General features: G+C 42.6%; 19 protein-coding genes. 5 read left to right on the top strand and 14 right to left on the bottom strand.

Annotated elements, in window-relative coordinates:
* Window positions 1–70: 70 nt before the first annotated feature.
* Complete coding sequence (locus MKY34_RS20230) at window positions 71–1081, bottom strand: TAXI family TRAP transporter solute-binding subunit (protein ID WP_342512902.1); 1011 nt, start codon at window positions 1079–1081, stop codon at window positions 71–73.
* A gap of 183 nt (window positions 1082–1264) precedes the next feature.
* Window positions 1265–1849, bottom strand: coding sequence for a phosphatidylglycerophosphatase A (locus tag MKY34_RS20235; protein WP_342512903.1), 585 nt, complete (start codon window positions 1847–1849; stop codon window positions 1265–1267).
* A 108-nt stretch (window positions 1850–1957) separates the two neighbouring features.
* Here MKY34_RS20235 and MKY34_RS20240 point away from each other — a divergent pair, with 108 nt between their 5' ends.
* The 3 genes from MKY34_RS20240 (at window position 1958) to MKY34_RS20250 (ending at window position 3723) form a co-directional block, all read left to right on the top strand.
* On the top strand, window positions 1958–2680 hold the full coding sequence (locus MKY34_RS20240; protein ID WP_342512904.1) for an esterase family protein: 723 nt from the start codon (window positions 1958–1960) through the stop codon (window positions 2678–2680).
* 89 nt (window positions 2681–2769) lie between these two features.
* The gene (locus MKY34_RS20245; protein ID WP_342512905.1) at window positions 2770–3285 is read left to right on the top strand and encodes a YjcG family protein; all 516 of its coding nucleotides are present in this window, start codon (window positions 2770–2772) and stop codon (window positions 3283–3285) included.
* 3 nt (window positions 3286–3288) lie between these two features.
* Window positions 3289–3723, top strand: a complete 435-nt coding sequence (locus tag MKY34_RS20250; RefSeq protein ID WP_342512906.1) for a GNAT family N-acetyltransferase — start codon at window positions 3289–3291, stop codon at window positions 3721–3723.
* 107 nt (window positions 3724–3830) lie between these two features.
* On the opposite strand, the gene MKY34_RS20255 is transcribed toward MKY34_RS20250, so the two are convergent.
* From MKY34_RS20255 to MKY34_RS20285, 7 genes are all read right to left on the bottom strand, one after another.
* A complete protein-coding gene (locus tag MKY34_RS20255) occupies window positions 3831–4142 on the bottom strand; it encodes a hypothetical protein (RefSeq protein ID WP_342512907.1) in 312 nt (103 codons plus the stop codon).
* A 90-nt stretch (window positions 4143–4232) separates the two neighbouring features.
* Window positions 4233–4484 (bottom strand): stage VI sporulation protein F, encoded by a 252-nt coding sequence (locus MKY34_RS20260; protein WP_342512908.1) that lies wholly within the window; start codon window positions 4482–4484, stop codon window positions 4233–4235.
* A 16-nt stretch (window positions 4485–4500) separates the two neighbouring features.
* Window positions 4501–4647: a YjcZ family sporulation protein gene (locus MKY34_RS20265; protein WP_342512909.1), complete on the bottom strand. Its 147-nt coding sequence runs from the start codon at window positions 4645–4647 to the stop codon at window positions 4501–4503.
* 68 nt (window positions 4648–4715) lie between these two features.
* The gene (gene spoVAE / locus MKY34_RS20270; RefSeq protein WP_342512910.1) at window positions 4716–5078 is read right to left on the bottom strand and encodes a stage V sporulation protein AE; all 363 of its coding nucleotides are present in this window, start codon (window positions 5076–5078) and stop codon (window positions 4716–4718) included.
* A gap of 9 nt (window positions 5079–5087) precedes the next feature.
* The gene (locus MKY34_RS20275; RefSeq protein WP_342512911.1) at window positions 5088–6089 is read right to left on the bottom strand and encodes a stage V sporulation protein AD; all 1002 of its coding nucleotides are present in this window, start codon (window positions 6087–6089) and stop codon (window positions 5088–5090) included.
* Window positions 6083–6538, bottom strand: a complete 456-nt coding sequence (gene spoVAC / locus MKY34_RS20280) for a stage V sporulation protein AC (RefSeq protein ID WP_342512912.1) — start codon at window positions 6536–6538, stop codon at window positions 6083–6085. Before spoVAC ends, MKY34_RS20275 begins: the two co-directional genes overlap by 7 nt.
* Window positions 6539–6955, bottom strand: a complete 417-nt coding sequence (locus tag MKY34_RS20285) for a hypothetical protein (RefSeq protein WP_342512913.1) — start codon at window positions 6953–6955, stop codon at window positions 6539–6541. It lies immediately after the preceding gene.
* Between the two features lie 106 nt (window positions 6956–7061).
* Here MKY34_RS20285 and MKY34_RS20290 point away from each other — a divergent pair, with 106 nt between their 5' ends.
* Window positions 7062–7631, top strand: coding sequence for a CotY/CotZ family spore coat protein (locus tag MKY34_RS20290; RefSeq protein WP_342512914.1), 570 nt, complete (start codon window positions 7062–7064; stop codon window positions 7629–7631).
* A 172-nt stretch (window positions 7632–7803) separates the two neighbouring features.
* On the opposite strand, the gene MKY34_RS20295 is transcribed toward MKY34_RS20290, so the two are convergent.
* Window positions 7804–8238: a hypothetical protein gene (locus MKY34_RS20295; RefSeq protein WP_342512915.1), complete on the bottom strand. Its 435-nt coding sequence runs from the start codon at window positions 8236–8238 to the stop codon at window positions 7804–7806.
* Between the two features lie 174 nt (window positions 8239–8412).
* On the bottom strand, window positions 8413–9786 hold the full coding sequence (gene mgtE, locus MKY34_RS20300; RefSeq protein WP_342512916.1) for a magnesium transporter: 1374 nt from the start codon (window positions 9784–9786) through the stop codon (window positions 8413–8415).
* A 90-nt stretch (window positions 9787–9876) separates the two neighbouring features.
* Here mgtE and prpE point away from each other — a divergent pair, with 90 nt between their 5' ends.
* Complete coding sequence (gene prpE, locus MKY34_RS20305) at window positions 9877–10617, top strand: bis(5'-nucleosyl)-tetraphosphatase PrpE (protein WP_342512917.1); 741 nt, start codon at window positions 9877–9879, stop codon at window positions 10615–10617.
* Here prpE and MKY34_RS20310 read toward each other — a convergent pair.
* Genes MKY34_RS20310 through MKY34_RS20320 form a run of 3 tightly spaced genes read right to left on the bottom strand, consistent with a single transcriptional unit; the run spans window position 10605 to window position 12986 of the window.
* A complete protein-coding gene (locus MKY34_RS20310; RefSeq protein ID WP_342512918.1) occupies window positions 10605–11540 on the bottom strand; it encodes an RluA family pseudouridine synthase in 936 nt (311 codons plus the stop codon). The genes prpE and MKY34_RS20310 overlap by 13 nt on opposite strands.
* The gene (locus MKY34_RS20315; protein ID WP_342512919.1) at window positions 11512–12312 is read right to left on the bottom strand and encodes an NAD kinase; all 801 of its coding nucleotides are present in this window, start codon (window positions 12310–12312) and stop codon (window positions 11512–11514) included. Before MKY34_RS20315 ends, MKY34_RS20310 begins: the two co-directional genes overlap by 29 nt.
* Window positions 12309–12986 (bottom strand): GTP pyrophosphokinase family protein, encoded by a 678-nt coding sequence (locus MKY34_RS20320; protein WP_342512920.1) that lies wholly within the window; start codon window positions 12984–12986, stop codon window positions 12309–12311. The genes MKY34_RS20315 and MKY34_RS20320 overlap by 4 nt, the downstream gene beginning before the upstream one ends.
* Window positions 12987–12990 lie beyond the last annotated feature (4 nt).

A 12990-nucleotide genomic window follows, 5' to 3' on the forward strand; every position in this document is an offset into this window, starting at 1 on the left:
CTTTCAATCATAAAGGTAAAGAATGGGACGGCTGAAGCCGAATGCCTCACCGCCCCGTTCTAGTCATTCCTTACTTGCCATTCACTTCATCAAAATATTTTTGTGCACCAGGGTGAACCGGAATACCGATCCCATCCAGACCTTTTTCAGCCTGAATTAACTTCCCTTTTGCATGTTGAAGTTTAGATGCATTATCATAAATCGCTTTTGTAATTTGGTAACCAAGCTCTTCCGGTATATCGTTTTGGATTGCTAGCATTGCACCTACAGAAACTGCTGGTGTCTCTGCTGCCAAACCGTACGTACCTGCTGGAATGATTTCTTTTGCATAGTACGGGTATTTTGCAATCAATGCGTCTGCTTTGTCGTCTTCAACTGGTACAACAAAGACTTTTGCCACTGCGTTCAATCCTTCAACAGCACCTGTTGGTGTACCTGCTGTGATGAATGCTGCATCGATTTGACCCGCTTGCAGACTTTCTTGTGACTCTCCAAAATCAAGGCTCTGTGGCTTAATATCATCCATTGTTAGGCCATGAATTTCTAGCAACTGCTCCGCATTCGCATACGTACCTGATCCAGGCGCACCTACGGAAACTTTTTTACCTTTTAAATCTTCGTATGTTTTAATACCGCTCTTATCTAGTGTAATCAGTTGAACCGTTTCAGGGTACAGCGCACCGATTGCCGATACATTATCAATTACATCACCGTCAAACATCAACTCACCTTTTGAAGCATAATATGCGATGTCTGTTTGAACAAATGCGATTTCCGCATCTCCATCCTTCAATGAAGTCATGTTTGCAGCAGATGCCTGTGATACTTCTGCCGTTGTTTTAATGCCCGTCTCCTCGCCGATAAACTCAGCAAAAGACCCTCCTAGTGGGTAATACGTTCCTTGTGTTCCACCTGTTAAAATACTAAGGAATTTGTATTCTTGTTCTTTTTTTTCTCCCGTATCAGCAGGTTCTTTTTCTGAACCCGTGCTACCGCCTTTATCGCCTGAACCACAAGCCGATAGTACGAGTAATGCGATAATCGTCATGAATGCGAACAAACGTAATTTCTTTTTCTGCATACTAAATTCCCCCTTTTCTGGTAAGATTGTAATAATCTCAATTCACATTCTATCATGAATACTCACTACTTTACCAATCTATTTTTTAAATAAATCAGTTATTTGCAAACGTTTTCAATTTCCGTCAAAAAAAAGAGCTGTCGAATAATGCATTTTTCTCGACAACCCTTCATTAAATGCAGGTTAAATTTGGGCACCTTTTATTTTCGTCTCCGGCATTGTCTCGTCAGGCGCAATGTCTTCAAATGTTTCGCCCGCTTCTTCTAAATCACGTGTTCTGTGCGCAATTCTAGATGCTGCACATGCTGCAACGCTTGCAACAAGATCATCTAAGAACGTATGAATACCTTTACCAGTCTTCGTGTCAAGTTCGTTAATAATCCCCGTTTTATTTTTATCGAGATGGCCAAATGTTGTAACCGCAATGGAACCATATGTAAATACAGCACCGAGTGCAATCGTTTCATCTACGCCAAATAAGCCCTCATCTGACTCGACAATTTGTTGAAGTGGTGCTGATAATTTACCTTGTTCCGCAAGCTCATCCAACTCTATACCAACAAGAATCGCATGCTGCAATTCACGTTTTCGAAGTACCCCTTCAACGGATTCGATACAGTGCGCCATTTCAAGCCCTTTATTATATGGAATTTGCAATTCAAAAACAATCTCAGCAATCGCTTCGATTGTGACACCACGCCTTTGCAATGCTGCTTTTGCCGCTTCCGTCACCACTTTAGAATGGACAATCTTATTCTGATCAAACATTTCTCTTCCGCCCCTCTCACATTTCTAAATCAATTACGCAACCATTATACCTATACTTTGTAATATGTTACAATTCCATTACACATCTACTTAGAGGAGGTTCTCAATATGAAGTATGGAAAAATCGAAGATATTACAATTTACAGCCAAGAACTTGATGAAGAAATGCAATTGTTAATTCACTTACCTCATCAATATTCCCCACTCTATAAATATTCAGTCCTAATTGCATCTGATGGCAAAGATTATTTCCAATATGGACGCATCGGACGGGTTGTTGATGAATTACGCGATGCCGAAGAAATTGAAGATGTCATTGTTGTCGGTGTTCCTTATAAAAGTGTCAAAGAACGCAGACGCATGTATCATCCAGATGGCGATCGCCATGAAGCGTATATCCGCTTCCTTGCACACGAACTCGTTCCTTATATCGACGCCAATTATCCAACCTATCAAGTGGGAGCAGGTAGAGGGCTTATTGGTGACTCATTGGCGGCAACCATTTCACTGCTCGCTGCCGCTAAATATCCTAATATATTCGGGAAAGTCATCCTTCATTCTCCTTATGTCAACGATTATGTGCTGAAAACCGTGGAAGCTGTAAAAGATCCTTCCTGTTTTTCCATCTACCATGTAATTGGTGAAGGGGAAAACGAAGTCAAAACAACGGTGGATGGCATACAGGACTTTTTGACGCCAAATCGCTCTTTAAACGATGTACTCGAAAGAAAGGGCTTCCCTTATTTCTATGAAGAATTCAAAGGAGACCATACGTGGAAACATTGGCAACCCGATGTTCCGCGGGCAATTCTTATGACGTACGGTCATTAATTCGGACAGAACAGACATTTAACCAGATATTCTGTTATAATCAATTTATTAGGATTATACTAATCATTCTCACGAGGAGGTCTTTCATTATGAAATTTGGTATTGTTGCATTCCCTTCAAAAAAACTTCAAGATCTTGCGAACGCTTATCGGAAACGGTACGACCCACATTACGCATTAATTACGCCGCATATGACGGTTAAAGGCGTATTCGAAGCTAACGATCAAGAGATTAAAGAAGTAGCTAAGGCGATTAAAGAAGTCACAAACAAGCATCAGCCATTTGAGCTAAACGTGTCAAAGGTAGGCACATTTGCACCTATCACGAACACGATTTACTTTAAAGCAACTCCAAATGAGGAATTACTTGCATTGCATAAAGACCTTAATCATAATTTCTTTGGCAAAGAACCCGAGTTTGCCTTTGTCCCACACATTACAATCGCTCAAAAACTGACTTCTGGTGAGCACGATGATATTATCGGCCAACTTAAAATGGTCGGTGTCGATCACACTGAAACGATTGACCGCCTTCACCTGCTCTACCAACTTGAAGATGGCTCTTGGACGGTATTTGAAACATTCCGCCTAGACGAGGATAATTAATCATTGTTCACAGTTAAAATTGCGACTTCTGACCATGAACGGGAAAATGCATTTTCTGTCAGAAGGAAAGTATTTGTGGAAGAACAAGGTGTACCACTCACGCTTGAACTGGACGAATGGGATAGCACAGCAATCCATTTTGTCGTCTATTCAGACGAAACACCTATTGGTGCAGGTCGCCTTCGAGAAATCAATGATGGCATTGGTAAAGTCGAACGTGTTTGTGTGTTAGAAGAATATCGTGGAAAACATCTTGGTAATCTAATAATGCAAGCACTTGAAGAACATGCACAACAGAACAATTTCAAAAAAATCGTTTTAAATGCACAGGTACAGGCAATCATTTTCTATGAAAAGCTTGGTTATTCCATTACTTCACCAGAATTTATGGACGCAGACATTCCCCATCGCACGATGGAAAAGCGTATGCAAAACTAAAAAACACGTGATCGTAAGGGACAAAAAGAGTTCGTTATGCAATTTGGCATAACGAACTCTTTTATTTCTAAAATGAGCAAGCTTTAACTCGGGATGCCCCTATTGAATCAAGCATATGCATTAATGTTTAGGCCTTTGCCGACTGCTTGTGAGATTGCAGGTGATAAATTGGCAGGATTCGGATAAATAAATCCTCTGTACGGAAGAGGTGCTGCAATGGCAGCTTTTTCTCTGCCAATTTCTTCATCGTCATCTCTTAAAAATGCATCATAAAACGTTTTTGGGGGCGTATCAGAATCATTTAGTTCACGCTGAATACGGTTCACTCGATCAATGTATGTGAAACTGTATGCCTCCATATTCATGCGATTTGCATATTGTTGTGATTGAATTGGCTGAATTGGTAATAGATAACCCATTGCTAACACCCCTTTCGATGAATTTTTTTGACACTTCGTATTAGTATATCTATTCTATCACATTACCAAACACGTTGAAAGACTTTTCTGTCAACTACCCAACATATCCTGAATATCTTTTATATTCACGGCCGTGCCACCCGATACAATTGAACGAACTAACTCGTCTTCTGTATGTTGGGGGACATCCTTTCGAGCCAACTTTCCAACCTTCCGTATAATCTTCCTCACTTGCCGCTCATCGCTGAAATCCGCAAATTGGATCGCATTCGCTAATGCAAATACCTCTTCCATCGGGACACCTGTTTTTGATTCGATTTTCCGGAAAAATGAATCATTCATCTGTTATTCCTCCTTCTTATACGAAACTTTTGCCCACAATAATGAGCAAGATGAAGAGAACAACTATAAGAACGAATGTTGAGCCACCGTAATTATTGCCTCTTCCGCCATAACATCCACCGTCAAAGCCACCCCATCCGTAAGGACTACATCCTCCGTACATAAAAAATCCCCCCTTCCTTTCCCCATATCCTATGCAGATACGAGAAGAAGAAGCGGGGCAAACGTCTATTAGATTTTTCCCTTTGCTTTAAAAATGAGCGAAGCGATAAAGCCAAACAAGATTGCCGAGCTAATCCCTGAGCTTGTCACTTCAAACATCCCTGTCAACACACCGATAAAGCCATGCTTTTCTGCCTCCGCCATTGCACCATGTGTCAATGAATTACCGAATGACATAATCGGAATTGTTGCACCCGCACCGGCAAAGTCAATAAGTGGCTCGTACAAGCCAAACCCATCTAAGACCGATCCAATGACGACTAATAAACATAATGTATGTGCCGGCGTTAGTTTGGCAACGTCAAACAATAATTGCCCAACGACACATATCAAGCCGCCTACAATAAATGCTGTCACGAAAATTGAAATCATCTGCCCCACTCATTTCATCGTTAGTTCAACCGCATGCGCGATACATGGAATTGTATCTCCTTGTTGGAATGACATCGGTGATAGTAATGCACCTGTCGCAATCAGGAGAACTCGCTTGTAGTCTCCTGCCATCATTTTTGTATAGATTGTGCTGAAAAATAGTGCCGCCGAGCAGCCTGCACCGCTAGCACCTGCAAAAAATAACGGATCCTCTCCATAGAACTCTACACCCGCATCGCGGAAGTTTTCCCCTATATCGATTCCTTGGTTCCCTGCTAATGTTTTATACAATTCAAATCCTGTTTTTCCAAGATCACCAGTGATAATGCAATCATAATCACTAGCTACTGTTTGGTGCCCCGATAAGTGACGAGCTAACGTATCTGCTGCTGCCGGTGCCATTGCCGCCCCCATGTTAAGCGGATCTGTCATGCCAAGATCGACTGGACTGCCGATGGTCGCCCGTTCAATAGATGGAAATCCTTTTTGATAGGGAGTCACTACCGCCATTCCTGCCGCCGTAACCGTCCACTGCGCTGTTTCAGGTTTCTGCGCACCATATTCAACAGGATAGCGGAATTGGCGTTCAACCGCATTATGTTGACTGGCTGCCCCTGCAATTGCACATGTAGACATCCCCATCTCAGTTAATACTGCCGCCATTAGAAGCGAAGAGACCGAGGTTGCACAAGCTGAAAACATCCCCAGGTATGGAATTCCTAATGTCGTCGCACTAAAATTCGAAGGTGTCATTTGATTCACAAGATCACCTATCAATAAAACATCCGCATCACTTGGCGTAGCATCTACTTTGCTAAGCGCAATCATACAAGCGTCCTCAATCATCTTTGCATGTGCATGTTCGTTTGTCTTTAAACCACAGCGTTCGTCATCATAGATTTTATCGAATCCTTCTTTAAACGGGCTTTTCTTTTCCACAGGACCTGCCGTTATCCCTGTAGCGGCAATCGATGGCGTTGTATTGAACGTCAGAAGCCCGCGCGCTACCATGATACAACACCAAACTTTACAAGAATTGTTTTAATAAGGGCGACGACAAATGCGGAAAAAACGCCATATAGAATGACCGAACCTGCAAGTTTAAACATATTGCCGCCAACTCCAAGGACATAGCCTTCCGATTTATGCTCAATTGCAGCCGACACGACCGCATTACTAAATCCTGTGATAGGCACCGCCGCACCTGCCCCTCCGAATTGACCAATTTTCTTATAGTAGCCAAAACCCGTTAGTAACATTGCGAAAAAAATCATCGTCGCAACCGTCGGATTACTGGCAGTCCGTTCCGTAAAATCAAAATACGTCATATAAAAAACCGAAACAAACTGACCGATGAGACAAATGGTGCCACCTGTTAAAAAAGCAGTCAATAGATTGCGTAATAACGGCGTTTTCGGAGAAATTTCTTGTTCGAGTTTTGCATATTTTTTTTCATTCATTTAAGTCTCTTCCTTTAATAGTGATTTCAATTTTTTCAACTTCTCATCAAGCTCCTGCGTGTCGCCCTTCTCAATCAACTTAGCCGTTTCCATAAAAATTTTACTATCTGCTGACAATGTTACTTCTAGCTCTGGATACAGTTGTTCCAGCTCCTTTTTCAATTCCTTCTCAATCTTCTCCTTATGAAATCTTGAAAATGTATCTACGCGTACCCCCATCAATAAGTCTTTGTCTGTAACTAGGGCGACTGCAGATGTAAGACGCGTATCATTTGCGAATAGCTTCTCTGCCTTTTCAGCATCCGCATTCGCTGGATTATATATCTGCATGCCTTTCTCAGAACAACCGGCAAGCAATACAAGCATGCTGATTACTACTAAACATTTCCGAATATGCGTCTCCTCCCTTTTTTTCACAGTATGCCTTTCTCGTCTGAACTTTATTCATAACCAGTGCGTCCGCCCTACTCCCTCAAACCTGCGTGCATAAAGTATAAAGAATTGAAAAAAGGAGGTGAAATCAATGGGATGTGGATGTGGAAGAAATGAGAATGTGGCAGATGCACGCCGCCACGAAAATTGTATTTGTGAAGTCGTTCGCGCGATTCGACGGATACAGGATATTCGGGATGACCGAGATTGCGATGATTGCAGAACAGATTGCTTCTTAGCTCCACTCGGTAGCCTTGTCAACCCTTCACGTCAACGTGCGAATACACGCGTATTCATGTTGATGAACGAGGAAGGCGATCCATTCAAAGCAATGTTCAACCCACGTAGAAGACACCATCACCATCATCACAATAGTGGTAACGAACAAAATCATGAAAAAGACTGTCATAATAGCTGCTTCTCTGTTTTCTTTAGAGTACAAAATGTCTTCGATAACTGCTGTGCAACTTTGCAAGTACTTGAACCACGTAACAGAAGAGGCGAACGTGTCAACCTCTTCAAGCATGGCAAACTCGATTTTGACGCAATCTGTGAAGTAGAACGTTTTGAGGCAACAGGTTCATGTGTTACAGTTGACCTGAAATGCTTCTGTGCTGTTCAATGTATTAAAGATGTTTTTATTGACTGTGACGAAGATTAATACCCTGCCTGCAATGCTTACTCTACCTAATCGGTTCCCGCTGATTAGGTAGTTTTTATTTTCGAGCGAGCTCGAAAATAATCCGGACGCAATTACGCCGAAGCGTAATTGATGTTTGATATTTACACAATTGAAAAAGGTAGAACGGCTAATCTCCGTCCTACCTTCTCCCTCATTGCTCATCAAATGGACTACCTCGCCATAAAATTTCTTTGATATGGCTAATATCGATTGCTACAAATTCTTTCGTGCCTTCATGTAATTCAACGACAATTGTTTCGCCTTCAATCTTTTCAATCGTACCTGTTAGTGTTTCTTCTGCTAACACAAACTGCAGAGGCTGATAGACTTGTCGTTGAAATGGTGAGCCTAAGTACAGTACTTTTTTGACTAAAGATGGATTAGCCATTTTTACAGGAGCTACAGCTTCTTGCACGGTTTCTTCTACAATCTTTGAATCATCATCATTCATAAATCTAAAAATTGACGTGCTTTCCTCATCGCGGATCAATATTTTTGTGTAAACAGGCGGACCTTGAACGAATAATAACGGCTCGTTTCGCAAAATACTAAGCACATCCTTTTTACAAGTAGTATATGCGCCCAATGTTTCGATGTTCCACCTGGAATTATCTTACTATTTTAAGTTAAACTAAAGAATCTTCCTAACAACGCTCGACGCTTACGGCTTCGGCGACCGCTTGTAAGGTACCTTCGCTGGAGAATGGATGAAAATCATATGTTCCACCTAATATAACTAAAAAAACGGTTTTCACCGGATCTATAGATCACCGATGAAAACCGTTGCAAGGCCAAGATAAATAATAATACTAATCACGTCATTCAACGTTGTAATAAACGGACCCGACGCAACCGCAGGGTCAATTTTCAATTTGTGCATAAATAAAGGGATGAAAGACCCCGAAATGGTTGCCACAAAAATGGAGACGAGAATAGCAGCTCCTACAAGTAGACCAATAATAAATTCATGCTTCCAGAAATAAATGAGACCGACTACAAAAATGGCGCAAAGTAACCCGGTAATCAAGCCCGTTCCCGCTTCTCGCAACAACAGCTTAAATTTACTTTCATCTTCAACATCACGCGTTGCAATACCACGTACCGCAACCGCCAACGCTTGTGTCCCACTGTTCCCAGCAGTCCCTGCAATTAGCGGAATAAACGCTGCGAGTAGCGCCACTTTGGAAATGGTCTCTGTAAATAAATCAATCAGATTAGCAGTCAACATACCGAGCACTAATAAAATCAGCAACCATGGTAATCTTTTCTTTGCTGCTGACAAGGAATTTTTATCAAATGTGTCCATATTAGAAACAGCGGCAAGTTTTGAGTAGTCATCCGAAGCTTCTTCTTCGAGAACATCGATAATATCGTCGACGGTAATAATCCCAAGAATATGCTGTTGGAAATCCACAACTGGTACAGCCAAGAAGTTATAGTCTTTGATCATACGTGCGACTTCTTCCTGATCTTCTGATACGAGCACATTGACAACCCGTTCACTCATAATCGAACTAATTAGCGTATCTTCATGCGCAATAATGAGATCCCGTAATGACACAACGCCTGTCAAACGGTTATCGTCATCAACGACAAACACATAATAGATCGTTTCAGCTTTTGGCGCTTCATTGCGCAAAATTGTCATTGCTGATCGCACAGTTGAATTCTGTGGAACCGTTACGTATTCTGTTGTCATAATGGACCCAGCTGTATATTCTTCATAATGGAGAAGGGCTTTAATTTCAGCTGCCGCCGCTTTGTCCATTAACGTCAAATAACTAACCGCTTGCGATTTATCAAGTTCCTTCAGGACATCTACCGCGTTATCCACAAACATATAGGAAATCATGTCTGCAGCATACGTCGTGTCCATCTCCTGAAGGAACTCTTTGTATTCATTTTCATCGATTTCACTTGTCTCGAAAATTTCGGCAAGTTCTTTCGGCGATAAATAATAATACATCGTTTTGCGAAGGTCTATCCCGACTTTTTCATAAAATGTAGCCCGATCATAGGGGTGAAGAAGTAAATATTCATCACGGAAAGCTTTGATGTTTTTTTGAACAAGCGTCTCCGTTAATTTCTCTTCGTCAAAAATGATTTCTTCTTTGTATTCTTCGTTTGTAGTCATGGCTACACCTTCCTTTCCATTTCGCCATGCATGCAAAGTAATTACGGCTACTATATACTAATACAAATTACACCAAAAGGGGAGAACAATATGAAATTCGACATGATTGGTGATATTCATGGTTGCTATGACGAACTGCTGCTCTTAATCCGCAAGCTTGGCTACTCGATGGATACGGGTATTCCTATCCATACTGAGGGTAGACGACTTGCCTTTGTCGGGGATGCAATGGATCGAGGTCCTCATTCATTGCACACATTAAACCTACTCTTTCGCATGCAAGATGGGGGTATTCTCATTTATTCCCCGGGAAATCATTGCAATAAATTGTACCGATTTGTCAAAGGTCATAAAGTTCAACAAACCCACGGACTTGAAACAACAGTCGCGGAAATCCACGCATTACCGAAGGAGGAACAGCGACGATTTCTCGACAGGTATCGACATTTTTACGAAGCACTGCCTCTCTATCACATCCTGGATGATGGCAATCTCGTTCTCGCACATGCTGGTATCCAGGAAAATATGATTGGCGCACCTACCAGTGAAAAAACACGCGTCTTCGTCTTATACGGCGATATTTCAGGCGCACAACATCCTGATGGCAGACCCATTAGACGTGACTGGGCGAAGCACTACACAGGAAAGGCATGTATTATTTACGGACATACACCTGTGCGTGAAGCCCGCTTTGTCAACAATACCGTCAATATCGATACAGGCTGCGTCTTTGGCGGTACACTGACAGCTCTACGTTATCCAGAAATGAGCGTTGTATCGGTTCCTTCTAACCAACCCTTTATCCCTGAAAAGTTTACTCACTTTGAATGAGTAAGGCGCGCCATATCTGGAGGCATTTGACTGCGGAACACCAATTTTTCACCCGTTAGCGGGTGCGTAAAACCGAGCATTGCACAATGAAGTGCCTGTCGTCCAATCAATGCATGTGCGCCTCCATACAAATCGTCTCCAGCAAGCGGATGGCCTGTCCACTGCATATGGACCCGAATTTGGTGCGTTCTTCCTGTATGAAGCGTAAGCGCAACTTCGGTCAAATTCTGTCCATCTGTTTGGAAGCGGTCAAGCACCTTGACATCTGTTCGTGCCGTTTGACCATCTTCACGCACAACTCGTTCAATGATACTGCCCTCTTTCCGACCAATCGGCGCTTTGATGGTGAATTGTTGCATTTGCACATGCCCTTCTACAATCGCGAGGTAAGAGCGCTGAAAACCGGATTCAATCATTTGCTCACTAAGTAAATGATGGATATGCCGGTTTTTAGCGATGCAGAGTAACCCCGATGTATCACGGTCTAACCGAGTAACAACGTGAACGGTTGTTGGCACTTGATCTCGTGCAAACTTGCCCGCAACGCAATTGGCCAGCGTCCCCGTTGGATGGTCATGGGATGGGATTGTACTTTGTCCCGCCGGCTTATTTATAATGATCAACGCTTCGTCCTCATAGACGATATTCAGCTCTCCATCTTCTGGTTGCAAACCTGCACTTGGCTGTTCTTGTGGGAAATAGACTGTCACTTCATCCCCCACTTGCACACGATACCGGACATTTTGCTCTACCCCATTTACGGTCAATTGCCCACCATCATACTTTGTAGCCGTCAATGTCCTTTTGGAAATGCCTTGTGCATGCAGAAATTCCCGTAGCAACATCCCATCCTTCTCCACGACAAACGTCAGTCGAAAACGGACATCCTTCACCTCAGACATCACTATCGATGAACGAATCATGCACACGACTCCAGAATGGGAACGGACGGAAACGTGCAAAACGCACCCTCTTTTCCGACACTTGGTATTCGATGGATTTGACATCTTTCAAAAAGAGTTGCAAATGATCAATCGTCACCATGAAATCAGGACCTTTCACCGGTGTCAGTACACATTTATGATGAGCAGGTAGGACGAGTGGTGCGCCAACAGTCCGAAACACACGGTTATTAATAGATGCCATTTCTGTCAGTTGCATAGAGGCAAGCGAAGGGTGAAGGATGGCCCCACCAAGCGCCTTATTGTAAGCCGTCGAGCCTGAAGGCGTTGACATACAGAGCCCGTCTCCTCGAAAACGTTCGAAATGTCCACCATTTAACTCTACATCCATCACTAATGTCACTTCCGGTGATTTGACAGTCGATTCATTCATCGCAAGATAGGTAACACTTTCATTGGAATCCTGGTAGTTCACGGTCACTTCCAGCAGTGGATATTCAATCACTTGAAATTTCTTGCGTGAAATGGCAATGACCAATTTTTCAATCTCTTCAGGCTTCCAATCCGCATAAAAGCCCAAATGTCCTGTATGAATGCCGACAAAAGCCGTCTCCTGTAAACGATGCTGATATTTATGATAGGCATGAAGCATCGTTCCATCGCCACCTATCGATAGCACAATCTCCGGTTCTGCTTCGTCAAAAACTAAACCGAAATCAGTCAAATATTTTTTCGCTTCATCCATTAAACGATTCGATAGTTCATCATTTCTTGACTGGATTGCAAACTTCATTTCCTAGTCCCTCCTTCCCAATTTTGGTCTCCGTACCCCCTCGTTGATGTTTCTTTGTACGCACTAAAATATTGCTGCGCATCTTGAATTTCATTGCGAATTAGCGACATTTCCTCATCGAGTTGAAATGCTGCTTCCGCTGCGCGCTCCAGGCGATGCCGAATCTCATCCGGCAATTCCCCTTTATACTTATAATTCAATGAATGCTCAATAGATGCCCAGAAGTTCATCGCCAAAGTCCGAATTTGAATTTCTGCCAAAATCGACTTTTCCCCGTGAATGGTCTGTACAGGATAGTTAATAATCATATGATACGAGCGATAACCACTTGGTTTGTTTTTCGAGATATAATCGCGCTCTTCAACGACTTCGATGTCTTTTCGCTGGCGTAGTGTTTCAACAACTTGACCGATATCATCGACAAACTGACACATGATACGCACACCCGCAATATCCGGCAGTTCTGCTGCGAGTTCTGCCGACGGTTCGAACGGGATGCCTTTTTCGAGTGTCTTATCGTAAATACTTGCAAGTGGCTTTACTCTGCCCGTTACAAACTCAACAGGCTTATGTACATCTTCTAACTCATATTGCGCTCTTAACCCTTTAAGCTTCACTTTCAACTCCGCTACTGCTTGCTTATAAGGTTCAAGAAATTGTTTCCATTCTTTCATTGGA

It is taken from the genome of Sporosarcina sp. FSL K6-1522 (assembly GCF_038622445.1).
Taxonomy (GTDB): Bacteria; Bacillota; Bacilli; order Bacillales_A; family Planococcaceae; genus Sporosarcina.